Annotated in this window: 27 protein-coding genes; 5 read left to right on the top strand and 22 right to left on the bottom strand. The window is 42.3% G+C overall.

All coding sequences use genetic code 11. From position 1 onward, the window contains the following. Nucleotides 1-103 precede the first annotated feature (103 nt). Nucleotides 104-253: a small acid-soluble spore protein O gene (sspO, locus tag ACPF7I_RS06700; protein WP_430744180.1), complete on the top strand. Its 150-nt coding sequence runs from the start codon at nucleotides 104-106 to the stop codon at nucleotides 251-253. Between the two features lie 17 nt (nucleotides 254-270). Here sspO and ACPF7I_RS06695 read toward each other — a convergent pair whose 3' ends face one another. Next, nucleotides 271-531 (bottom strand): hypothetical protein, encoded by a 261-nt coding sequence (locus tag ACPF7I_RS06695; protein ID WP_009361159.1) that lies wholly within the window; start codon nucleotides 529-531, stop codon nucleotides 271-273. A gap of 105 nt (nucleotides 532-636) precedes the next feature. Between ACPF7I_RS06695 and ACPF7I_RS06690 the strand changes: the two genes are divergently transcribed. Both ACPF7I_RS06690 and ACPF7I_RS06685 read left to right on the top strand, forming a co-directional pair. Continuing rightward, nucleotides 637-780 carry a small acid-soluble spore protein P gene (locus ACPF7I_RS06690; protein WP_006318326.1) on the top strand — a complete coding sequence of 48 codons (144 nt, stop codon included), beginning with the start codon at nucleotides 637-639 and terminating at the stop codon, nucleotides 778-780. Between the two features lie 77 nt (nucleotides 781-857). Then, a complete protein-coding gene (locus ACPF7I_RS06685; protein WP_430744181.1) occupies nucleotides 858-1,295 on the top strand; it encodes a DUF2621 domain-containing protein in 438 nt (145 codons plus the stop codon). A gap of 14 nt (nucleotides 1,296-1,309) precedes the next feature. Here ACPF7I_RS06685 and ACPF7I_RS06680 read toward each other — a convergent pair whose 3' ends face one another. From ACPF7I_RS06680 to yneA, 8 genes are all read right to left on the bottom strand, one after another. Then, complete coding sequence (locus ACPF7I_RS06680; protein ID WP_430744182.1) at nucleotides 1,310-1,777, bottom strand: CcdC family protein; 468 nt, start codon at nucleotides 1,775-1,777, stop codon at nucleotides 1,310-1,312. Between the two features lie 20 nt (nucleotides 1,778-1,797). Continuing rightward, a complete protein-coding gene (locus ACPF7I_RS06675) occupies nucleotides 1,798-2,157 on the bottom strand; it encodes a response regulator (protein WP_009361156.1) in 360 nt (119 codons plus the stop codon). A 26-nt stretch (nucleotides 2,158-2,183) separates the two neighbouring features. Beyond that, entirely contained in the window at nucleotides 2,184-2,888 is a 705-nt protein-coding gene (locus ACPF7I_RS06670) for a cytochrome c biogenesis CcdA family protein (RefSeq protein WP_430744183.1), read from the bottom strand. Nucleotides 2,889-3,003: 115 nt separating this feature from the next. Continuing rightward, entirely contained in the window at nucleotides 3,004-3,216 is a 213-nt protein-coding gene (locus tag ACPF7I_RS06665) for a YneF family protein (RefSeq protein WP_003398951.1), read from the bottom strand. A 119-nt stretch (nucleotides 3,217-3,335) separates the two neighbouring features. Continuing rightward, a complete protein-coding gene (gene tkt / locus ACPF7I_RS06660; RefSeq protein ID WP_430745952.1) occupies nucleotides 3,336-5,339 on the bottom strand; it encodes a transketolase in 2,004 nt (667 codons plus the stop codon). A 144-nt stretch (nucleotides 5,340-5,483) separates the two neighbouring features. Continuing rightward, entirely contained in the window at nucleotides 5,484-5,714 is a 231-nt protein-coding gene (locus tag ACPF7I_RS06655; protein WP_430744184.1) for a DUF896 domain-containing protein, read from the bottom strand. Nucleotides 5,715-5,734: 20 nt separating this feature from the next. Beyond that, on the bottom strand, nucleotides 5,735-6,415 hold the full coding sequence (locus tag ACPF7I_RS06650; protein ID WP_430744185.1) for a YneB family resolvase-like protein: 681 nt from the start codon (nucleotides 6,413-6,415) through the stop codon (nucleotides 5,735-5,737). A gap of 15 nt (nucleotides 6,416-6,430) precedes the next feature. Further along, nucleotides 6,431-6,733 (bottom strand): cell division suppressor protein YneA, encoded by a 303-nt coding sequence (gene yneA, locus ACPF7I_RS06645; protein WP_430744186.1) that lies wholly within the window; start codon nucleotides 6,731-6,733, stop codon nucleotides 6,431-6,433. 152 nt (nucleotides 6,734-6,885) lie between these two features. Between yneA and lexA the strand changes: the two genes are divergently transcribed. Next, a complete protein-coding gene (gene lexA, locus ACPF7I_RS06640) occupies nucleotides 6,886-7,503 on the top strand; it encodes a transcriptional repressor LexA (RefSeq protein ID WP_026011791.1) in 618 nt (205 codons plus the stop codon). 30 nt (nucleotides 7,504-7,533) lie between these two features. Here the strand turns inward: lexA and glnA are convergent, their stop codons facing one another. The 4 genes from glnA to hflX all read right to left on the bottom strand — a co-directional run bounded on the left by glnA (nucleotide 7,534) and on the right by hflX (nucleotide 11,959). Next, nucleotides 7,534-8,868 carry a type I glutamate--ammonia ligase gene (gene glnA / locus ACPF7I_RS06635; protein ID WP_430744187.1) on the bottom strand — a complete coding sequence of 445 codons (1,335 nt, stop codon included), beginning with the start codon at nucleotides 8,866-8,868 and terminating at the stop codon, nucleotides 7,534-7,536. Between the two features lie 54 nt (nucleotides 8,869-8,922). Continuing rightward, nucleotides 8,923-9,327, bottom strand: coding sequence for a MerR family transcriptional regulator (locus tag ACPF7I_RS06630; protein ID WP_430744188.1), 405 nt, complete (start codon nucleotides 9,325-9,327; stop codon nucleotides 8,923-8,925). Nucleotides 9,328-9,429: 102 nt separating this feature from the next. Beyond that, a complete protein-coding gene (locus ACPF7I_RS06625; protein ID WP_430744189.1) occupies nucleotides 9,430-10,698 on the bottom strand; it encodes an aminotransferase class I/II-fold pyridoxal phosphate-dependent enzyme in 1,269 nt (422 codons plus the stop codon). A 13-nt stretch (nucleotides 10,699-10,711) separates the two neighbouring features. After that, the gene (gene hflX / locus ACPF7I_RS06620) at nucleotides 10,712-11,959 is read right to left on the bottom strand and encodes a GTPase HflX (RefSeq protein WP_430744190.1); all 1,248 of its coding nucleotides are present in this window, start codon (nucleotides 11,957-11,959) and stop codon (nucleotides 10,712-10,714) included. 145 nt (nucleotides 11,960-12,104) lie between these two features. On the opposite strand from hflX, the gene ACPF7I_RS06615 reads away from it, so the two are divergent. After that, nucleotides 12,105-12,713, top strand: a complete 609-nt coding sequence (locus tag ACPF7I_RS06615; protein ID WP_430745953.1) for a trimeric intracellular cation channel family protein — start codon at nucleotides 12,105-12,107, stop codon at nucleotides 12,711-12,713. Between the two features lie 32 nt (nucleotides 12,714-12,745). Here ACPF7I_RS06615 and ACPF7I_RS06610 read toward each other — a convergent pair whose 3' ends face one another. The 9 genes from ACPF7I_RS06610 to mutL form a co-directional block, all read right to left on the bottom strand. Then, nucleotides 12,746-13,900, bottom strand: a complete 1,155-nt coding sequence (locus tag ACPF7I_RS06610) for a thiolase family protein (RefSeq protein ID WP_430744191.1) — start codon at nucleotides 13,898-13,900, stop codon at nucleotides 12,746-12,748. A 14-nt stretch (nucleotides 13,901-13,914) separates the two neighbouring features. Further along, on the bottom strand, nucleotides 13,915-14,760 hold the full coding sequence (locus ACPF7I_RS06605) for a 3-hydroxyacyl-CoA dehydrogenase family protein (protein ID WP_430744192.1): 846 nt from the start codon (nucleotides 14,758-14,760) through the stop codon (nucleotides 13,915-13,917). Nucleotides 14,761-14,771: 11 nt separating this feature from the next. Beyond that, the gene (locus ACPF7I_RS06600; RefSeq protein ID WP_430744193.1) at nucleotides 14,772-16,379 is read right to left on the bottom strand and encodes a long-chain fatty acid--CoA ligase; all 1,608 of its coding nucleotides are present in this window, start codon (nucleotides 16,377-16,379) and stop codon (nucleotides 14,772-14,774) included. Between the two features lie 14 nt (nucleotides 16,380-16,393). Then, complete coding sequence (locus tag ACPF7I_RS06595; protein ID WP_430744194.1) at nucleotides 16,394-17,536, bottom strand: acyl-CoA dehydrogenase family protein; 1,143 nt, start codon at nucleotides 17,534-17,536, stop codon at nucleotides 16,394-16,396. Nucleotides 17,537-17,548: 12 nt separating this feature from the next. Next, complete coding sequence (locus ACPF7I_RS06590) at nucleotides 17,549-19,108, bottom strand: fatty acid--CoA ligase (RefSeq protein WP_430744195.1); 1,560 nt, start codon at nucleotides 19,106-19,108, stop codon at nucleotides 17,549-17,551. A gap of 125 nt (nucleotides 19,109-19,233) precedes the next feature. After that, nucleotides 19,234-20,163 (bottom strand): stage V sporulation protein K, encoded by a 930-nt coding sequence (gene spoVK / locus ACPF7I_RS06585; protein ID WP_430744196.1) that lies wholly within the window; start codon nucleotides 20,161-20,163, stop codon nucleotides 19,234-19,236. Between the two features lie 117 nt (nucleotides 20,164-20,280). After that, a complete protein-coding gene (gene hfq, locus ACPF7I_RS06580) occupies nucleotides 20,281-20,505 on the bottom strand; it encodes an RNA chaperone Hfq (RefSeq protein WP_003398133.1) in 225 nt (74 codons plus the stop codon). 34 nt (nucleotides 20,506-20,539) lie between these two features. Next, nucleotides 20,540-21,475, bottom strand: a complete 936-nt coding sequence (gene miaA / locus ACPF7I_RS06575) for a tRNA (adenosine(37)-N6)-dimethylallyltransferase MiaA (protein WP_430744197.1) — start codon at nucleotides 21,473-21,475, stop codon at nucleotides 20,540-20,542. A 111-nt stretch (nucleotides 21,476-21,586) separates the two neighbouring features. Then, the gene (mutL, locus tag ACPF7I_RS06570) at nucleotides 21,587-23,413 is read right to left on the bottom strand and encodes a DNA mismatch repair endonuclease MutL (protein ID WP_430744198.1); all 1,827 of its coding nucleotides are present in this window, start codon (nucleotides 23,411-23,413) and stop codon (nucleotides 21,587-21,589) included. Nucleotides 23,414-23,421: the final 8 nt, after the last annotated feature.

Genomic DNA, 23,421 nt, shown 5'->3' with positions numbered 1-23,421 from the left:
AATACAATGCTCTACATAAGTAAATAATAATTGTTTATAAGTTTCAGATAAATGCATATTTTTTTGCTCTCTTTCCAACAATAGTTGTAGGAGGTGAAAAAAGATGGTAAAAAGAAAAGCAAATCATGTCATTCCTGGCATGAATGATGCAAGCGCTCAAGGAAAAGGCGCAGGTTACAATGAAGAAATCTCCAATGAACCGCTTACTGAAGCACAAAAACAAAATAATAAAAAACGTAAGAAAAATCAATAATCCCGCTTGAAGCGGGATTATTCATACATATTTACTTCCTCTACAATCGCCTGCAAATCATCGCGGAATTGTTCAAGCTGTTTTCGCTGTTTTTCAGAAGCTACTTCGAGCGCATTATTAATTTGCTCAAACGCTTCGTTTACTTCTTGTTTTAAATGATGCAATTGGCTTCCATAATCTGCATCACTTTTTACAAGATGATCGTACCATTCTTTCGCCTCCATTGTTCCCTGTTGGGCAGCTTCAAACGCTTGTTGCTTATTTTTATGATAAGGCATCTCATTCACTTCCTCTCTTTTTAATATTTATCGTGCCTATTCATGAGCGAAATATGCATAAATCTCATCTACCATGCCATCATATGAAGGAAAGGAGTGTATAGTATGAACAAAAATACAAGCAAAGATATGCGAAAAAATGCTCCAAAAGGAGATAACCCAGGACAACCAGAACCGCTTAGCGGATCAAAAAAAGTAAAAAATCAAAATCATACCCGTCAAAAACATAACTCGAGCCACGATATGTGAAAGAGCTGACGAAACGTCAGCTCTTTTTCTTGATTCCGCTCTTATTTTTTTACATAATAAACGTTGAGGTGGAATGTATGCTAACAGGTTGGTTTTTATGGTTTATTTTGTTCTGGGTCGTTTTTCTCCTTGTTACGATGTCGATCGGTGGCTTTTTCATGTTTCGGAAATTTTTAAAACGGCTGCCGAAAGAAGATGGGAAATCCGAATTAGATTGGCAACAATATTACATTGAACAAACACGCCATCTGTGGTCTGAAAAAGAAAAAGCGTTGCTCGAAGATTTAGTTCGTCCTGTTCCTGAACTGTTTCGGGATGTAGCTCGCCAAAAAATCGCTGGTAAAATCGGAGAATTGGCGTTACAAGAAAAAGCGAATCAGATTACAGAAGATTTAGTTGTTCGTGGATATATTCTCGCCACCCCAAAACGAGACCATAAATTTTTAATTAAAGCGCTCCGAGAAAAACAAATTGATTTTGCAAAATATGAACATCTGCTAATGAAAAAAAGCTAATCACCCTCCATTGATTAGCTTTTTTCCGTTATTTCGCGTTGAAGACGACGATATGATGCATACATCGCCACTCGCCAAGGAACAATCATTGAAAAAGCGAGGATCCAAAACATTCCGGCAAGCTCTCCGTACTCAATGGTACGGCTTAAATATGTTTTTAGAGTTAAACGTAATACAATTAAACCAACAAAAATAAAAACGAACGCTTTTGAGCGTTGTAAATAAATTTCATTGCCTCGAACTTCAAACGAAGATGTTTTAATTAACAAAATAGAAAAAAGCGCTCCGATGAAAATGGCCTCTATACATTCAAGCGCCGTTACCCGAAACATCGGATGCACAAACATCAATGCACCTGTGCTCATAAAAATAGGCGGTAATATAATTTTTTTTGCGTTTGTCGGTTTTTCTGCCGCTTTCATTCGTATAAAAAACGCAAATCCAGCCATCAACACAGCAAATACCGAACTAAAAATAGCCAAAATGAATCTTCCTCTCTTCTTTACTGTAGCACGCGTTGAATCGCTTCAATCACACGGCTTTCATCAAACGGTTTTACGATAAAATCAAGCGCCCCTGCTTCGATTGCTTCAACGACCATCTTTTGTTGTCCCATAGCTGAGCACATAATAATTTTCGCATGCGGATCGCGTTGCTTAATTTCCCTTACTGCTTCGAGTCCGCTCATCACCGGCATCGTAATATCAAGCGTCACAACGTCCGGCTTCAATTCCATGTAAAAATCAACAGCTTCTTTTCCGTTTTCCGCTTCCCCAACAACTTCATGATTTGCTTTTTTTAAAATATTGGCTAACGTCATGCGCATAAACTTCGCATCATCCACAATCAAAACTCTCGCCATTTCCTTTCCCTCCACACCTTTAAAAACTAAAAACCTGTAAAACCACCAAATATGTTTGTCATATAAATTGTAATTTTCGTCATCCAATCAAAAAACAATACGACACCCATCCCTACCATGACATATCCGCCGATGTTCATTAACTTGACATGATGTTTTCGAATCCACCCCATTTTTCCGATAAAAAAAGACAAGAGCAGAAATGGCAAAGCAAAGCCGAGTGAATAGGCTGCCATATAAACAACACCTAAACTCGGATTCGTCGCTGCTAAGGCGATAACGGATACTAAAATTGGACCCGTACATGGCGTCCAACCAGCAGCAAACGCCATTCCGATAAGAAAAGAACCAATGTAACCAGACGGGCGATGTTGAAAAGATAAACGACGATCGGTCATTAAAAACTTCGGTTTAAAAATTCCGATAATCACAAACCCGAAAAACACCATCAATATTGCACCAATTTGACGAATGAGATCTTGGTATGTATGGAAAAATTGTCCGAGCATTGACGTACCAAAACCGATAGCAATAAAAATAAATGAAAATCCGAGCAAAAAAAATAACGTATGTAACAAACTTCTTCTTTGCAACAACGCATAATCAGATTTTAAATCGCTAACCGACATTCCTGTGATATATGATAAAAAAGCTGGATAAAGCGGCAAACAGCATGGGGAAATAAACGAAAGTACACCCGCCCCAAACGCGACAAACAGTTGAATGTCCATATGATTGACACTCCATTTCTTCTTCGTTTTCCTATATTTTATCAAAAAAATACAAATATGAGCAACAGCTTCTTTCCGTGCGAAAAAAGACACTCGTTGCTGAGTGCCTTGCCTTTTATTTTAATTGATTGTTCATTGCTTTCATCATTTGATTGATTTTCTTCTGGGATGGAGTCATGCCCATTTGCATCATCATCATTCGAATCATCTGTTCATTAATCGGTGGATTTTTCTTCAAGTAGTTCATCATTGTTTTACGCGCAATAAAAAATCCGAGCGCAACGCCGGCAGCAAGCGCTACAATGCCTACTAAAATCATTTCCCACATATTTTTTCCTCCTTCATGTTGTCTACATTACACTATACTAAACAATAACGGTTTGTACAATATGTTCAATAAAAAATCTTTATTCGATAATAAAACGGGGAGCGCCTCTCCCCGTTTTATTATTTGTTCAATAATGTTTTGACGCGCGCAACGACATTTTCCACCGTAAATCCATATTCTTGCATAATTTTTTCTCCAGGTGCAGAAGCCCCGAAGCGATCGATCGCTAAAATATCTCCTTCATCTCCTGTATATCGCTCCCAACCGAGAGATGCACCCATTTCAATCGCAAGGCGTTTTTTCACACGTTTTGGAATGACGCTTTCTTTATACTCAGCTGGCTGAGCCTCAAAACGATCCCATGAAGGCATGCTCACAACAGAAACATGGATGCCTTCATTCGCTAGCACTTTCTGAGCCTCTACCGCCAAGCTAACTTCTGAACCTGATGCAAGCAGTAATGCTTGTACTTCTCCCTTGGCTTCGGAAACAACATATGCTCCTTTTTTCACCCCTTCATAAGCGCGCTCAGCTGTCGTCGCTAGCGTAGGAAGGTTTTGACGTGTCAACACAAGCGCAGTCGGACGATCTGTAGATTCCACAGCCAAGCGCCATGCAGCAGCTGTCTCATTTGCATCTGCCGGACGAATAACACATACATTTGGCATTGCTCGTAAGGAGGCAAGTTGTTCGATTGGCTCATGCGTCGGACCATCTTCACCGACAGCGATGCTATCATGTGTAAATACATATGTGACAGGCAATCCCATCAGAGCAGCAAGTCGAATGGCTGGACGTAAATAGTCTGAGAAGACAAAGAACGTACCGCCGTACACTTTAACTCCACCATGAAGCGCCATACCATTGAGTGCCGCTCCCATTGCAAATTCACGCACGCCAAACCAAATGTTGCGGCCTTCATAACTTCCTGGCAAGAAGTCTCCTGCCCCTTTAATTAACGTTTTGTTTGAGCCGGCTAAATCCGCAGATCCACCTAAAAATTGCGGCACAACTTTTGCGATTGCATTCAATACTTCTCCAGAAGAAGCGCGTGTTGCTAAACTTTTTCCTTCTTCATATACGGGCAATGCTTTTTCCCAACCTTCAGGAAGTTTACCATCAATCGCCATGCGTAATTGTCTTGCTAAATCTGGATGCGCGTTTTCATATTCAGCAAATAAAGCATTCCATTCCGCTTCTTTTTTCTCTCCTGCTTCTTTTACTACTTTTTCAAAATGAGCATACACTTCATTTGGAACGTAAAAGTCTTCTTCAAACGTCCAATTATACGCTTCTTTCGTTAATTTAATTTCATCTTTCCCAAGCGGAGCACCGTGCACATCGGCTGTTCCCGCTTTGTTTGGTGAGCCATAACCGATCGTTGTCTTCACTTCAATTAATGTTGGGCGTTCCAAATCTTTTTGAGCTTCAGCAATCGCTTGAGCAATTTCTTCAATGTTATTGCCGTCTTCTACACGAATGTATTGCCATCCGTACGCCTTGAACCGTTGCTCCACACTTTCTGAGAAAGAAAGATTCAATTCGCCATCAAGTGAAATATCATTCGAATCATAAAGAACAATGAGGCGACCAAGCTTTAAGTGACCAGCTAACGAAGCAGCTTCTGCAGAAACTCCTTCCATTAAGTCACCGTCGCCACAAATGGCATATGTAAAATGATTAATGATTTCGAATTTGTCCTTGTTGTATGTAGCTGCTAAATGACGTTCTGCCATTGCCATTCCGACAGCCATCGCAATCCCTTGGCCAAGCGGTCCAGTCGTCGCTTCTACACCCGGTGTATGACCGTATTCTGGATGGCCTGGTGTTTTACTTCCCCATTGGCGAAACTGTTTAATGTCTTCCATTGTGACGTCATAGCCACTTAAATGAAGCAAGCTATACAATAGCATCGAACCGTGTCCTGCTGATAATACAAAACGATCGCGATTGAACCATTTTGGGTTGCGCGGATTATGGTTCATAAACTTTGTCCACAATGTATACGCCATTGGTGCAGCTCCCATTGGCATTCCTGGGTGGCCTGAATTTGCTTTTTCAATCGCATCAATCGACAACGTACGAATTGCTGCAATCGATAATTGTTCAATAGAGTGTGTCATCATCTTCATCCTTTCGTTTGCAAACATTCTCATCTTTTATGATATAGAAAAGTTCGTAAAATGTACAATGCTTCACAACATTTTTTTTGACAAACTGACGAAAAAAAGAGAACATCTATCAGTATGTTCTCCATCATACGCATATTAATGCAGTCGTTTTTTCTTACTGTCCTTTAATTTTTTTGGAGTGACATCATTTCCGTTTGGATCAATGACTTTTACATGATGCAATGTTTCGATCATCGACGCACGAAACGCAGCAATATACTCTGTGCGAAGTTGAAGCTGTTCCTGTTTTTCTTTAGGCGTCAGACCTTCCATTTTTGCTTTTTTAGCTAACGCATTAATTCTTGCTATTTTTTCAGAAGATAACATTTAGCCTCATCCTTTTGTATTTACTTCTCATCCGTACCATCATACAAAAATTTTTCATTGTTGACAAGTTGATCATATTCTTTGTATCGTCGATGCACGGTCGCTTTTGATACATCATAACCAAGTGAACGAAGCGTAGCAGCAATCTCAGCGAACGTTAAGTGATTTTGACGCAACCGAATAATGTCTTCAATTGGTACATCTTTTCGATCACGCCCAGCGTGTTCACCTACGTTGCGCAAATTATTTTCCGGTCGATAGCCGTTTTGAACAGCTCGCTGCATCCCACGTTTAATTTTTAAATTATGTATTTTCCTTTGATACTCTTCTACGATACTGATGATTTCCAACACCATCGAATCCGCCTCTGACAGCTGAAGCTCCCCACGATGGCTCACCGTATACACCCGGATACCTTCTTTTTGTAAACAACGAAGGAGAGCAATTTTTGCATTCCCACGTCCAAGTCTTGTCTCATCTTGTACGAGAACGACATCAATGCGATGTTGCTTGATCGTATCAAGCAACTCCATAATCCCTTCCCGTTCGATGTCGTAGCCACTTGCCTGCTCTTGAATAATTTTGACCACATTCATTTCGTATTCTGCTGCAAGCTGTTCTAACTCTGCTTTTTGTCTTTGTAACGACGTTTCTTGCGTCTCTTTCGTTGTACTTACACGACAATAAATAATGGCGTTCATTCGTCATCCCTTTCTTTACTGTCTATTAGCAACAAGCTGATTTTTGCTATTTGATTTTAACACAGGAATGACAATTTTCTCACCAATAATTAATCGTTCGTCTGAACGGTCGTTTACTGACATCACCCATTGAATGAATTGTTCATGGGACAATTGATGTTCATGTTTGTATTTGTCCGCAAGCCCCCATAACGTATCACCAGCTGATACAGTAATCTCAACATATTTTTGTTTATCAACCGATTGTGTGACGTGCAAAAACGCCCAAACGAACAATACACTAAATAAAAACATCACGGCATAATGTATTTTCCCCATACCTTCTACCCCCTAAAAACAGAACGTTTGTTTGTTTTTATAATAACGAGAACTTCTGTTCGTGTCAACTATGTTTTCGAACTTATGTTTGTATTCAAAACAATAATTATGTTATAATATGGGCAAAGATGAAAAGGAAGAGGTGTATAATAATGGCGAAATTATCAAAACGACAACAACAAATATTAGATTTCATTAAACAAGAAGTACGTACAAAAGGGTATCCACCATCAGTGAGGGAAATTGGAGAAGCAGTCGGTTTAGCATCAAGTTCGACCGTTCACGGTCATCTAGCTCGTTTAGAAAGCAAAGGCTTCATTCGACGCGATCCAACAAAACCACGCGCCATTGAAATTTTGGACGAGTACGAATCCATCCCAAAGACTAACGTCATCAACGTTCCAATCGTCGGAAAAGTAACAGCTGGACAACCGATTACCGCAATCGAAAACATTGAAGAATATTTCCCTCTTCCAGAACGATTCGTCTCACCAGATGACCAAGTATTTATGTTACAAATTGTCGGAGAAAGTATGATTGAGGCTGGTATTTTAGACGGAGACTACGTGATCGTCCGTCAACAACAAACGGCTAATAACGGAGATATCGTTGTAGCGATGACAGAAGAAAACGAAGCAACCGTCAAACGTTTCTTTAAAGAGAAAGACCACATTCGCCTGCAACCTGAAAATTCATCCATGGAGCCGATCATTGTTTCGAATGCAATGATTTTAGGAAAAGTGATTGGTGTATATCGTTCAATTCATTAAAAAAGCTAACGGAGAAAACCGTTAGCTTTTTTAGTAAAGGCTCATATATTGTTCGCGTTCCCATGGATGTACCGCTGTACGGAACATATCCCATTCAATTTCTTTTGCTTCAACGAAATGTTCAAATAAATGTTTGCCGAGCGCATTGACGATTACTTCATCTGATTTTAAGTTTTGTAGCGCTTCCGCTAATGTTGCAGGCAAATCAACAATACCTTCTTCTAAACGCTCTTCTTTTGTCATTACATAAATGTTTCGGTCAACCGGTGCTGGCGGTGTCAATTTATTTTTAATGCCGTCTAATCCCGCAGCCAACAATACAGCCATCGCCAAGTATGGATTTGCTGCTGGGTCTACACTACGCACTTCAATACGTGTGCTCATGCCACGTGATGCCGGGATACGGATCAATGGACTACGGTTGCGTGCTGACCATGCAACGTAACAAGGTGCTTCATAGCCCGGAACGAGACGCTTATATGAGTTTACTGTTGGATTTGTTACTGCTGTAAAGTTCGGAGCATGCTTTAACACACCCGCAATAAACTGCAATGCTGTCTCGCTGAGTTGCAATTGACCATTCGGATCAAAAAAGGCATTTTCACCATTTTTAAAGAGCGACAAGTTGCAGTGCATGCCCGAGCCGTTTACACCAAAAAGAGGTTTTGGCATAAATGTTGCATGTAAACCGTGTTTACGTGCGACTGTTTTTACAACAAGTTTAAAGGTTTGAATGTCATCACACGCTTTTACCGCATTAGCATACTTGAAGTCAATTTCATGTTGCCCAGGTGCGACTTCATGGTGGGATGCTTCAATTTCAAAACCCATCTCTTCTAGCTCTAATACAATATCACGACGGCAGTTTTCACCTAAATCTGTTGGTGCTAAATCGAAGTAACCACCATTATCGTTTAACTCTAACGTTGGCTCTCCTTTTTCATCTAACTTGAATAAGAAAAACTCTGGCTCTGGACCTAGGTTAAACTCTGTAAATCCGAGCTCTTCCATTTGTTTCAATACACGTTTTAAATTATAACGAGGACAACCTTCAAATGGTGTACCATCTGGATTGTAAATGTCGCAAATAAAACGAGCTACCTTTCCTTTTTCAGCTGTCCACGGAAAAATAACAAATGTGTCTAAATCAGGGTATAAATACATATCTGATTCTTCAATACGGACAAATCCTTCGATCGATGATCCGTCAAACATCATTTTATTATCGAGCGCTTTTTGTAGTTGGCTTACAGGGATTTCAACGTTTTTAATCGTCCCAAGAATGTCTGTAAACTGTAAACGAATATACTTTACATTTTCTTCACTTACAATACGAAAAATATCTTCTTTCGTGTACTTAGCCATTACATATTCCTCCCCCAAAATAAAAAAGATCATTTGTGTAAAAAACATAAACTTTTAATGGAAAAAGCGAGCAATATCTCCTTGACGAAGTGAGGCACGATTAAAACGACCCGCTTCCATTAATTCGGCACGTAACAGTTTGCGTAATTCCGCTTCGGATAAATCTTGTTTCACTACTTTTGGCGCGACAGGTGGTACGGTGTCCGCATGCTGGTGCTGACGTGAGGCAAAAATTTGTTTAATGCCTGCTAAATTAACACCTTGTTCGATTAAATCTTTAATTTCGAGCAACCGATCCACGTCGTTAAACGAAAATAACCGGCGATTGCCTTCTGTTCGCGCAGGTGAAACGAGACCGTGTTCCTCATAATAGCGAATTTGTCGAGCTGATAAATCCGTTAACTGCATGACGATACCGATAGGAAATAACGGCATGGAGCGACGAATGTGACTATTCATGTCGACCCCTCCTTACGTAATACGTATTTTTATTTTATTCTATGTTATTTTATATGTCAACAGTATGTTATATTTTATCACATGTTTTTTTCTGAAAATATTTTATAATTTAATTAATTGTTTCTCAAGCAACCGATCAATAGCGATACAAACAGCAATTTTAACGTGCGAGTACGTCAATCCCCCTTGCACGTATGCAACATATGGCGGACGAATGGGTCCATCGGCTGATAGCTCAATACTTGCCCCTTGAATAAATGTGCCTGCCGCCATAATGACGTCATCTTCATATCCTGGCATATAGTTCGGGTATGGAGTAAAGTGCGCATTAACCGGCGAGGCAAATTGAATCGCTTGACAAAACGCAATCATTTGCTCTGCATCGTCAAATTGTACCGATTGAATTAAATCTGTACGTGTAGCATTCCATGTCGGGTACGTATTCATGCCGATGCGTTCGAGCATCGCCGCTGTAAAGACCGCCCCTTTCAACGCTTGTCCGACGACATGTGGTGCTAAGAAAAAACCTTGATACATTTCTTGCAAACTGTATAACGAGGCGCCCGCTTCTGCTCCAATTCCCGGTGATGTCATTCGGTATGCGCACATTTCAATATATTCGCGTTTACCAACGAGATATCCTCCTGTTTTCGCTAATCCACCCCCAGGATTTTTAATGAGCGAACCAGCGATTAAATCAGCGCCAACATGGCACGGCTCTTGCTCTTCGACAAATTCCCCGTAACAGTTATCGACAAAAACGACAACGTCTTGTTTGATCGCTTTTACAAAATCAATCATTTCTTTAATTTCAGCAATAGTAAACGAGGGGCGCGGGTCATACCCTTTAGAGCGTTGAATGCCGATCATTTTCGTTCGTTCATTGATTGCTTGTTTGACCGCTGCAAAATCGACTTTCCCTTCGTTTGTAAGCGGTACGCTGTTGTAGCCGATATGAAACTCTTTTAACGAACCAATTCCTTTACCGCGAATGCCAACGATTTCTTCTAGCGTATCGTACGGTTTACCGGTAATGTACAACAGTTCATCACCTGGACGTAAAATGCCGAATAAGGCAATTGTAATGGCGTGCGTACCAGAAATAATTTGTGGACGAACGAGCGCCGCTTCCCCACCGAATACGTCCGCATACACTTTTTCAAGCGTGTCGCGTCCTATGTCATCATAGCCATATCCTGTCGATGGAATAAAATGTGCGTCGCTTACTTGGTGACGACGAAAGCTTTGTAATACGCGATATTGATTGTAGTCAATGCGCTCGTCAATCGCCCGATGAATCGGCGCAATTTGTGCTTCAATTTCTTTAACGAGTGCAGAAATCATTTCTCCGTGTGTTAAATGTTGAAACATAAAAAAACCCTTTCTATTTTTGATATGCTCTTAGCTGTAACAAAAGTGAGTGTTCTCGCAATAAATAGCCGCTGCATTCATACATGCTGCTTTGTTCGTTGTAGTGCATGTGTCGCACAATCGTTTCTGTTTTTAGCTGTGCAAGCAATTTTCCTTCAAACGCTGGAATCGTCACGTCGTAACGCTCCATTGCTTCAGTTATTTTTTCTTCGATAAATTGGCGCAAGTTTTGAACGTCTTGTTCATGGAACGCACTCACTAACATATAATCCGTTTTCGGGCTTGGGACAAAACTTGGAAGGACAATGTCTCGTTTGTTATAAATCGTCGCAATCGGAATCGTTGTCGCCTCCAATTCTTCGAGCAAGCGATAAACAGTTTGTTCATGTTGAATATAATCCGGATTCGATGAATCGACAATATGTAAAATCAAATCGGCTTCTTTCACTTCTTCTAGCGTCGAACGAAACGCCGCGACGAGCGTTGTCGGCAAGTCTTGAATAAAGCCGACCGTGTCCGTCAACAGCGCGGTATAACCGCTTGGCAGGACAAGTTTTCTCGTGAGTGGGTCTAGTGTAGCAAACAATAAATTTTCTTCAAACGCATCCGCGTTCGTTAGGCGGTTAAAAAGCGTTGATTTGCCAGCGTTCGTATAGCCGACGAGCGCGATTTGAAACACCGCATTTTTCTTCCGCCGCTCGCGATAGCGTTCGCGATGTTCGACAATGACTTTTAGTTGCGCTTTAATTTCATCGATACGGCGGCGAATATGACGACGGTCTGTTTCGAGCTTCGTTTCCCCTGGTCCTCTCGTTCCAATTCCACCACCTAATCGGGAAAGTGCTGCGCCTTGCCCACTTAAGCGAGGCAAAATGTATTGCAATTGGGCAAGTTCGACTTGTAACTTCCCTTCTTTAGAGCGCGCGCGGCTTGCGAAAATGTCTAAAATAAGCTGCGTTCGGTCAATGACGCGTACGTTTAACAACTTTGCTAAGTTACGGTTTTGGCTTGGCGACAGCTCATCATTAAAAATGACGACATCTGGCTCAAATTGTTCGACAAGACGCACTAGCTCGTCGACTTTTCCTTTTCCGATATATGTAGCCGGGTGAATCGTGTCCCGTTTTTGCGTAAGGGTGATGACTACCTCGCCATTTGCTGTATGAACGAGCGAAGCAAGCTCCTCTAGCGAATACGAAAATCGTTCATCATCAACATGCGGCAATTGACATCCAACAACAATGACCCGTTCTTTTTCCATATTTCCCCTCTTTCCTATTGAACATCTGTTCTCATCATAACAAATCTCATTTAAAAGCGCTACGGCTGAAAAATGATCATTGATTTTTTTATATTTTATACATAAAATTTTAACGTAATGTTACATAACGGAAAGGATTGCGATGATGACTTGGGAAGTATTAAGTATAATTGGCACTGTTGCTTTTGCGATTAGCGGGGCCATTGTCGCCATGGAAGAAGAATACGATATTTTGGGGGTTTACATTCTCGGAATTGTAACCGCATTCGGCGGCGGTGCTGTACGCAACGTATTAATTGGCGTACCTGTATCTGTCCTTTGGCAACAGCAAACACTTTTTTTTATCGCGTTTATCGCGATGACTATTGTTTATTTGTTTCCACACAAAATGCTGCCACATTGGCAACGTTGGGGAAACTTTTTTGATGCTCTCGGATTATCAGCCTTCGCCATTCAAGGAGCATTATATGCTGTTCAAATGAATCGCCCGTTAAGTGCAGTCATTGTTGCTGCTGTATTGACTGGAAGTGGAGGCGGAATGATTCGCGATGTGTTAGCAGGAAGAAAACCTCTCGTATTGCGTGATGAAATTTATGCTGTTTGGGCGATTTTAGCGGGTGTTGCGGTCGGAACCGGTATCGCACATTCTCCAGTCAGCTTGTATGTATTGTTCATTGTCGTTGCGACATTACGCATTTTATCGTATACATACAACTGGAAATTGCCGAATAAATCGTTAAAAACAAACAACTAAAGCAGGAGCCCTCAAAGAGGGGTCCTGCTTGTTTATCCTTCCCATCTCTCCACAATGGTCGCGGTTGCCATGCCGTGCCCGATGCAAATTGTTAATAAGCCGTAGCGCCCCTTTCGTCGTTCAAGTTCGTGAATGAGCGATGTCATGAGTTTGGCGCCCGTTGCGCCGAGCGGGTGACCTAAGGCGATGGCACCACCGTTGACGTTCACTTTCGAGAGCGGGACACCGGTTTCTTTTTGCCAAGCGAGGACGACAGATGCGAACGCTTCGTTAATTTCGACAAGGTTGATATCTTCAATCGTGAGGTTCGCTTTTTGCAATACTTTTTTCGTCGCCGGAATGACACCGTCAAGCATGTATGTCGGGTCGGAACCAACGACGGTTTGGGCAACGATTTTTGCTTTTGGCTTCAAGCCGAGGCGAAGCGCTGTTTCGCGCTCCATCAGTAGCGCTGCCGCTGCACCGTCACTCATTTGGCTTGCATTTCCAGCGGTAATTTTTCCGTTTTGTTTAAAAACAGGCTTCAACGCTGCTAGCGCTTCAAGCGATGTATCTTGGCGCGGTCCTTCATCGAAGGTTACGATGATGTCGTTTCCGTCTTTATCAAGCCCATTGACTGGTACAATTTCTTCGGTGAAACGACCTTCTGCTTGCGCTCGAAGTGCCCGTTGATGGCTTTCGTACGCATATTTATCTAATTGCTCTCTCGTCAATCCGTATTTTTCGGCAATCAATTCGGCAGAAATGCCTTGGTGAACAAATTCGTATTTTTCATGGAGCGATGATGGAATCGTTCGCTCGTTTCCGTCGCTTAAAATCGGCACTTTCGTCATGCTTTCTACACCAGCTGCAATCGTAATATTCATATCGCCTGATTTAATTTCTTGCGCAGCGAAATGAATGGCTTGCTGGCCTGAACCGCACATGCGGTTGATTTGCACCGCGGGAACTTCTATCGGAAAGCCTGCCTCAAGCGCTGCTAAACGCCCGATATTATACCCTTGCTCGCCAATCGGTGTCACACACCCCATCACAATATCTTCAATCAATTGCTTTTCCACCCCAGCACGCTTAACAACTTCCTCAAGCACAATGGCCGCTAAATGAACCGGATGTTTGTCGCGAAACACCCCGTTTCGCTTGCCGACAGGAGTGCGTACCGCTTCGACAATGACTACTTCGCGCATGCTTTTCCCTTCTTTCATTCGTATGTGTAAAATCCTTTGCCTGTTTTTCGTCCGAGATGCCCTGCTTCGACGAGTTTACGGAGCGTCTGTGGCGGACGAAACCGGTCGCCATATGCTTCTGTCATATTTTCGCTGACAAACAACATCGTATCTAACCCGACTAAATCGGCAAGTTCAAGCGGCCCCATCGGATAATTCAGCCCGAGACGAATCGCTTTGTCGATATGCTCCGCAGAAGCGACCCCTTCTTCATACATGCGAATGCATTCGATCATATGTGCAGCTAGCGCCCTTGTTGTCACAAATCCTTGCATATCTTTTACGATGACTGTTTCTTTGCCGATTGCTTCCGATAGTTGCTGAATCGCTTCAATCGTCTGCCCGGACGTCGCCACGCCTTTCACAATCTCAATGAGCTTCATCACTGGCGCTGGGTTAAACCAATGCATGCCGACGACTTGGCTCGGACGCTTCGTCGCTGCGGCAATCGCGGTAACGCTTAATTCCGACGTATTTGTTGCTAAAATCGCTTCTTGTTTCGCGTAACGGTCAAGCTGTTCAAACACTTGTTTTTTGAGCGGTAAATGTTCTGGCACCGCTTCAATGACAACGTCCGCTTCTTTTACTGCTTCTTGCAAGTTCGTTTCGGTTTGAATGCGTGAAAGGATAGCCGCTGCCTCTTGTTCTTGTAGTTTGCCAGCCTTTACAAAACGAAAAAGGCTTTTTTGAATGGACTGCATTCCTTTTTCAAGCGCCGCATCAGAAATATCATATAAATAAACCATTTTCCCGCCCATCGCTAGCGATTGGGCGATGCCGCTTCCCATTAAACCAGCACCAATCACCGCAATCATTTCCATTGCAACCTCTCCTATTGAACGTTTGTAAAATAATCGCGCAATTGTTCACGCAATTTCATTTTTAAAAACTTCCCGACACTTGTTTTCGGAATTTCGTTCATAAAGACAATGTCATCTGGCAACCACCATTTCGCAAACTGCGGTCGTAAAAAGTCGTATAGTTCCTCTTTTGTCACATGTTTTCCTTCTTTTACTACGACGCAAGCAATCGGGCGCTCTTGCCACTGTGGATGCGGAACTGCCACAACGGCCGCTTCAAATACTGCCTCGTGCGCCATCAAAGCATTTTCTAAATCAACAGATGAAATCCATTCCCCACCGCTTTTAATGACGTCTTTTGTCCGATCGACGATTTTAATAAACCCTTCTTCGTCTACTGTCACGACATCGCCTGTATAGAGCCACCCATTGCGAAACGCGTCTTTGCTTCGCTCGTCGTTATAATATTCATCGGCAATCCACGGGCCGCGCAAGCATAGTTCCCCCATTTCCGTTCCGTCCCACGCCACTTCGCCGTCTTTGCCAATCACCTTCATTTCTACCCCAGGGACAAGAAACCCTTGCTTCGCACGGATGTCCAATTTTTCTTCGTTCGATACGTGCTGCTGGTAGCTTTTGAGGCGCGACAAAACAACAAGCGGGCTCGTTTCTGTCATACCATAGGCATGTATAAACGGAATGCCATATTTTTCTTCAAAGGCGCGAATCATTCCTTTCGGCGCTGCTGAACCGCCGCATAAAATGCGTGTCACGCTGCGTAAATCGTACGCGCCTTTCTCCAATTCGTTCAATAACCCAAGCCAAACAGTCGGCACACCAGCCGCAAGCGTCACTTTCTCTTGCTCCATCAGCTCGGCTAATATTTTCGGCGTAAATGCCGCCCCCGGCATGACAAGCGTCGTCCCGAACCAAACCGCTGCAAACGGCAAGCCCCACGCATTCGCATGAAACATCGGCACAACCGGCAGCGCCACATCCGATTCCGACAATGCCGCACTATCGGCAAGCCCTAGCGCCATGCTATGGAGAACGATGCCGCGATGGGAGTACAACACGCCCTTCGGATTTCCGGTTGTTGCGGATGTATAGCACATGCCAGCAGGGTGATGTTCGTCGATATCTTTAACAAATGAAATCGGCTCGGCTTTTTTCAGCAATTCCTCATAATGATAAACGGGCGCAAGCGTCGTCTGCGGAATCGCCGGTTCATCGGTCATAACGATAAACGCCTCAACGTTTATTTCATCTTTCACCCGTTCAATGAGCGGTAGTAAGTCGTCATCAATCAATAGTACGCGGTCATTCGCATGGTTAATAATGTAGGCGATATGTTGCGGCGACAGGCGAATGTTAATTGTATGCAACACCGCCCCGATGCCTGGAATGGCAAAATACGCTTCTAAATGGCGATGATGGTTCCACGCAAACGTACCGACGCGGTCCCCTATATTTACCCCGAGCGTTCGCAGTGCACCAGCAAGCTTTCTTGTCCGTTCGCCAATTTCTTTATACGTATGGCGGACAATACCGTTCTTCATCCGCGAAATGACTTGTTTTTTCGGAAAAAACAGTTCTGCCCGTTCAAGCATTGTCGAAATATTTAATGGAATGTTCATCATGTGCATACCCCCTCCTAAAGCTCAAGATGTTTGGCGATGATCATTTTCATCACTTCATTCGTGCCGGCATAAATAGCGGTAACCGGAATGTCGCGATAACGTCTTGCAATCTCGTATTCTTCCATATAGCCATAGCCGCCATGAAGCTGCATTCCCTCTGCCGCTATACGTTTGGCCATTTCTGTCATCCACCATTTTGCCATCGATACGTTCGCTACTACGTGTTTCCCCGCGATATGTTGTTCGATGACATCGTCAAGAAACGCGCGCCCTAGTGCAATTTCCGTCGCCATTTCCGCGAGCCGAAATTGGACAGTTTGAAATTGGCTAATCGTTTTCCCAAACGCCGTACGCTCCTTGACGTATTGTTTTGTTAAGTCAAACATCACTTCTGCCGCTGTCTGTGCCGCAATGGCAACAATGAGCCGCTCTTGCTGCAGTTTTTCCATCAAATAGTAAAATCCTTTTCCTTCTTCCCCAAGCAAGTTTTCAGCGGGAACTTTTGCATCGCTAAAAAATAACTCGGCTGTATCTTGGGCATGCAATCCGACTTTTTCTAGTTTCCGACCGCGTGTAAACCCCGGTGTTGCGCGCTCGACAACAAGAAGGCTTATTCCTTTATGCGGTGGGGTTGCTTGCGGATTTGTTTTGCAGACGACAATCACTAAATCCGCATGAATGCCGTTTGTAATAAACGTTTTTTGTCCGTTGACGATATAGTCGTCGCCTTGTTTCACCGCCGTTGTCGCAATGCCCGCCAAATCAGAACCTGCCCCTGGTTCAGTCATCGCAATGGCGGTAATGATTTCCCCAGACACGCATTTTGGCAGCCATTTTTTCTTCTGCTCTTCTGTTCCATATGATGCGATATACGGCACGACGATATCGTTATGCAAGCCGATGCCGACAAGGCTTGATCCTACTTTCTCTAACTCTTCATTGATGACGACTGAATAGCCGAAATCAGCACCAAACCCACCGTATGTTTCGTCTACCCACGGACAAAGAAACCCGTTCTCCCCCATTTTCCACCAAAATTCCCGTGGAATGATTCCTTGTTTTTCCCACTCGTCATAAAACGGATATGCTTCTTTTTGTAAAAACTTGCGGAACGCCTCACGAAAAATGTGATGTTCTTCGTGCAAATACGTTGCCATGTTGTCACCACCCTATGATTGCGACATTTTTTTCATTTGCTCGCGCAACAAAAATTTTTGGATTTTCCCGCTCGCATTACGTGGCAACGCATCGACAAAATAGTAGGCACGCGGCCGTTTATACGGAGCGAGCTTATCGCTTTGTTTACAAAACGCCTCCAACTGTTCCACGGTGAGCTGTGGATCCTTTCTCACAACAAACGCAACGACTTTTTCTCCCCATAAAGCATCCGGCTCGCCAAGCACTGCAACATCAAGCACGCTTTCATGTTCATAAAGCACATCTTCTACTTCGCGTGGATAGACGTTTTCGCCACCGCTAATAATCATGTCATCGACGCGGTCGGCAACGTATAAATAGCCATCTTCATCCATATAGCCTAAATCGCCGGAATGATACCAGCCTTTATACATCGCTTTTTCCGTCGCATCTTCACGGTTGTAGTAGCCGACCATCATGCATGGGCCTTTGACGATAATTTCGCCAACTTGTCTCGGTGGCAAGATGTCCTCTGGATCAGACGGACCGTCTTCGCGCGGTTTGACGATGCGAATTTCGTGGTTTAAGCACGCGCGCCCGGCAGATCCTGCTTTCGTTAATTGCTCATCTTCGTATAAAAACGTTACAGCTGGCCCCATTTCCGTCATGCCGTACGCTTGAATTAAGTCAATGCCTAACCGCTCTTTGCATTCTTTTACAAGCACTGGCGCCATCGGAGCAGCTCCGTATAATCCGATGCGAAGCGACGATAAATCATAATCGGACAATTTTTCTTGCAAAAGCATATTCCACATTGTCGGTGCAGCAAATAATACGGTGATTCTCTCTTGCTCGATGACGTTTAATACTTGTTTCGGGTCAAAGTGGTGAACGATGACGTTTGTTGCCCCAGCGTGCACACGCGGAAGGAAGCAACAGTGCAATTCTGCGCAATGAAACATCGGGGCGGTGACAAGCCCCCGCTCTGTTTCGCGAATGCGCATCACAGAATTGCAAATCAAGCTTTGCTCGACCATGTCGCGATGTCGATGCATCACTCCTTTTGGCCGTCCTGTCGTTCCGCTTGTGTACATAATGGCATACAAATCATTTTCGGAAACGTCTATTGCTGGAAGTTCATCGCTTGCATGTTGGATTTGTTCGTGATAAGAAGAAGCATATGCTGGCACTTGTCCGTCAATGATCCAAAAAGAGATGTGTGGAAATTCATGATGGATGGCTGTGATTTGTGGTTGGACCGCTTGTTCAAATAATACGATTTTTGGATTGGCATCGGTTAAAATGTAAGCGATTTCTTGTGAACGTAATCGAAAATTAATTGGGTTGAAAACAGCGCCAATTTTCGCACACGCAAAAAAAGCAGTAGCAAGTTCTGCCGTATTAAATAACACCGTTGACACGCGATCTCCTCTCTTGACCCCCGCTTTCAAGAAAGCGTTTGCAAGTTTGTTCACTTCTTTTTCCCATGCTTCGTACGTATAACGAAGCCCGGTACGAACATCAACAAGCGCTTCTTTTTTTGGGAACTTCCTTACAGACTGTGAAAATAACTCTCCAATCGTAATGTACAAAAAAATCCCTCCTCACTTTTTTATATTAATATAAACAATATTTTTTATTTTCAGACTATATTCTACGAAATAAGAAGAAACCCTTCTTTCGTACATAAAAAATAAGGAAGGTTTTCCTTCCCTATTTATTCAACCACTAAATCACGTTCTCGTATGATCATGAGCTCTTTTTTGTCATAGCGTCCTTCATGTAATAAACGTACCGCTTGTTTTCGAATTGCTTTTTCAATCAAGTTTCGAATGTAACGACCGTTACTAAACTTCCTTTGGAACCCCCCTACCAGTAACTGTTCAATATGTTCACGTAGTTTTCGTTCTGCATCGGAAGTAAGCTCATATTCCCTTATGTGAAGCATTTGTTTTGCAATTTGTACAAGCTCCTCTGCTGTGTAATCAGGAAACTCAAGCATCAACGGAAAACGTGATGGCAATCCTGGATTTAACGACAAAAAATAATCCATTTCAGCCGGATACCCTGCTAAAATCACAACTAAATCATCAGAAAAATCTTCGACTCCTTTTACTAACGTATCGATCGCTTCTTTTCCAAAATCTTTTTCCCCTCCACGTGCTAACGAATATGCTTCATCAATAAATAAAATTCCCCCGCGCGCCTTTTTAATTAAATCACGTGTTTTATTTGCTGTATGACCAATGTATTCACCAACTAAGTCAGCACGTTCTGCTTCAATAAAGTGTCCTTTGGATAACACGTTCATTTCTAAAAATAACTTCCCAAGAATACGAGCAACTGTCGTTTTTCCTGTACCTGGGTTCCCTTTAAAAATCATATGAAGCGATTGCTTATTCCCTTTTAATCCGTTCGCTTGACGTGCTTTATTAATATATAACCACGCGTAAATTTCCTTAATTAATTTTTTCACTTCACTCAGCCCAACTAGTTCATCTAGCTCTTTTTGAATGTCTTTCAACACAGCATGTTGATGATAATCAATTCGATTGGCCGTTTCTTCTTTCGTCAAGTAATTGACGTTTTTAGCATTAAGTACGATATTAATTTGACTTTTCGTTTGCTTCATTGTCAACTCTGACAAGGCGACGTCACCTCTCCTTCACCGTTGCTTCTTTTACTAATATACGCTGTTCATATCCATTTCGTGACAAACGCCTAGCGAAAAAAATCGCCCACCTCATTCGGTGAGCGATTTAGCTTATTCGATCTCAATTTTCACATTTTTTTGTGGCGCAAATGTAGAAATCGCATGTTTATAAATTAATTGTTGTTTTCCATCAACTTCTAATAACACTGTAAAATTATCAAATCCTTTCACTAGACCGCGTAATTGAAATCCATTTAACAAAAATACAGTGACCGTTGTTCCTTCCTTACGCAACTGGTTTAAAAACTGATCTTGAATATTTATTGTGTTCTTCATTGCTTCGTCCTCCTCTTTTCTCTCTACATTACGTCTACATATTCGACTGAAAGCGAAACTTTCCTTCTATGTAATGCAAAATTTCATTTACTCGCATCGAAAACATCGTATCCTCCGTCATATCAAACCATTGAACGGGCATTTGATTGCGAAACCATGTCAACTGGCGCTTCGCATAGCGACGCGAGTTTTGCTTCAATTGTTCAATAGCTTCTTCTAGTGTGATAAGTCCATCTAAATACGAATACAACTCTTTATAACCGATCGCTTGAATTGCCTGACAATCGCGTACACCTTTTTCGTGTAACCGTTTCACTTCTTCGATCAATCCTTGAGCAATCATCTGATCTACTCGCTTATTAATACGCTCATACAATTTTTCACGTTCCATTGTCAGTCCAATCAATGCTGTGTTATAAACGAGTTGCCGCTTTTGTTCTTTTAGCCATTCCGTCATCGTTTTCCCTGTACAATGGTAAATTTCTAATGCACGAATGACGCGGCGAACATTATTTGGATGAATACGCTCGGCACTTATCGGATCAATTTTTTTTAATTGCTCATAAAGTTCAATCGACGAACATCGTTCTAGCGATTGACGATACAAATCGTTTGATGGAGCATTCGAAAATTGGTAATCATAGATGACAGATTGGATATATAGTCCTGTGCCTCCAACGATGATTGGAAGTTTTCCTCGATTCGTAATCTGTTGAATAAGCGATCGAGCAAGCGTCTGGAACTCTGCAACGGAAAAAGATTCATACGGCTCTTTTATATCAAGTAAATGATGCGGGATTCCTTCCATTTCTTCTCTTTGAATTTTTGCTGTTCCAATATCTAATCCTTTGTACACTTGCATCGAGTCACCATTAATAATTTCCCCATCTAAATGCTTGGCCAACTCTATACTCATTTTCGTCTTCCCTACAGCCGTTGGCCCAATTAACACAACGACTTTCTCTCCCATAAAATACCACTACTTTCCACTCTAGTTCACATTCATTTATTATAGACAAACGATGTATATTTTATCATCTATTTTGAAAAAAATTTAGCCTTGGGAACAATGTATCCTTCTCTACATGACACGTTTAAACATTTTTTCTAACTCATAAGTGGAAAAATGAATAATAATTGGACGACCATGCGGGCACGTAAATGGATCGCTCGTTTTTCGCAACGATTCAAGCAACGCGAATATTTCGTCGCTACGTAAAAATTGATTCGCTTTAATGGATTGTTTACAGCTCATCATAATCGCAACTTTTTCACGCAGCTGTTTGATATCGACTTTTTTCATCGTTAATACTTGCTTAATCATTTCTTCGATCATTGTCGCCTCTTCCCCTTTTGGAAACCATTGGGGATGGGAACGAACAATGAAACTGTTATGACCAAACGGCTCTAAAAACACACCGCAAGCTGCTAATTCATCACGATGACTGTCAATAAGCAAATACTCGCTTGATGAATAAGTAAACGTCAGCGGGATAAGTAACGGCTGTAATTCATTTGTCACTGTTGCTAATTTTTCACGGAAATATTCGTATTTGATCCGCTCTTGTGCCGCATGTTGATCAATAATATACAAACCATTTTCATTTTGAGCTAAAATATACATCCCATGCATTTGTCCAATCGGATATAATGGCGGAATGCGCTCTTGGTTTGTTTCATCTGTTACATGTTTGTTTTCAACGATTGGTTCGACATCAAGCGGTTTCGTATCCTTCTCGTAAACATGTTCTTCTCGTTCCTCTACCACCATTCGTTCTTCTTTTTCCTTTCCTTGTTCACGATGTGAAATGGTTGTACGCGGAGGAACAATATGCGATTCTTTGACGACATGTTGAAACGAAAACGTTTGTTGCTCCGTCCTCGGCTTTTCTACTCGCGAGACAGTCACTTCAGGTATTAATGTCTTTTTTTGAAATACATCACGAATAGCGTGCTGAACAACTTCGTTTAATTCGCCTTCTTTGCTAAAGCGGACTTCCAGCTTTGCCGGATGAACATTCACATCTACAAGGAGCGGATCCATAGCTATATTTAAAAATGCAATTGGATGCCGTCCAATAGGAAGAAGCGTGTGATATCCTTCTTCAATCGCTTTATATAGCGGATAGTTTTTAATATATCGTCCATTTACAATCGTTGTCATATAGTTCCGGGAAGCGCGCGTCACTTCAGGTAAAGCAACGTAGCCATCAATCGTAAAATCAAGCGTTTCTGCATGGATCGCAACCATTTTTTTTGCAACATCAAATCCGTAAATCGCTGCTAATACTTGCCGCACATCCCCATTTCCGTTCGTATAAAACAGTTGTTTTCCATTATGTGTTAACCGAAACGAAATGTGTGGATGAGCAAGTGCTAAACGATTCATCACATCAACAACATGCCCAAGTTCGGTATGAATCGTTTTCATATATTTTAAGCGAGCTGGCGTATTGAAAAATAAGTGCGAAACGGTAATATCCGTTCCTTTTCGACTGCTTGTCCGACCATTTTGTACAAGTTCTCCACCTTTTAAGATGAGAAACGTCCCCGGCCCTTCCCCTGTGCTCGTCCTTAGTTCCAAATGTGAGACAGAGGCAATACTAGGTAACGCTTCCCCTCTAAAACCGAGCGTACGAATACGAAATAAATCCGCCTCATCTTTAATTTTGCTCGTTGCGTGCCGTTCGAACGCTAAAAAACAGTCTTCCTCTTCTAATCCATCTCCATTGTCAACAACGCGAATTTTCGCTAATCCCGCTTCTTCTAACTCTACTTCAATGATCGTACTATGGGCATCGATCGCATTTTCAACAAGTTCTTTTACGACAGAAGCTGGACGCTCAACGACCTCTCCTGCCGCAATTTTATTTGCTAACGCATCATCGAGCTTACGAATTTTTCCCACAATTTCCC

It is taken from the genome of Anoxybacillus dikiliensis (genome assembly GCF_050613275.1).
Lineage (GTDB): Bacteria > Bacillota > Bacilli > Bacillales > Anoxybacillaceae > Anoxybacillus.
The sequence above is the reverse complement of the archived record's forward strand: the minus strand, read 5'-3'. Positions and strand labels throughout refer to the sequence as shown.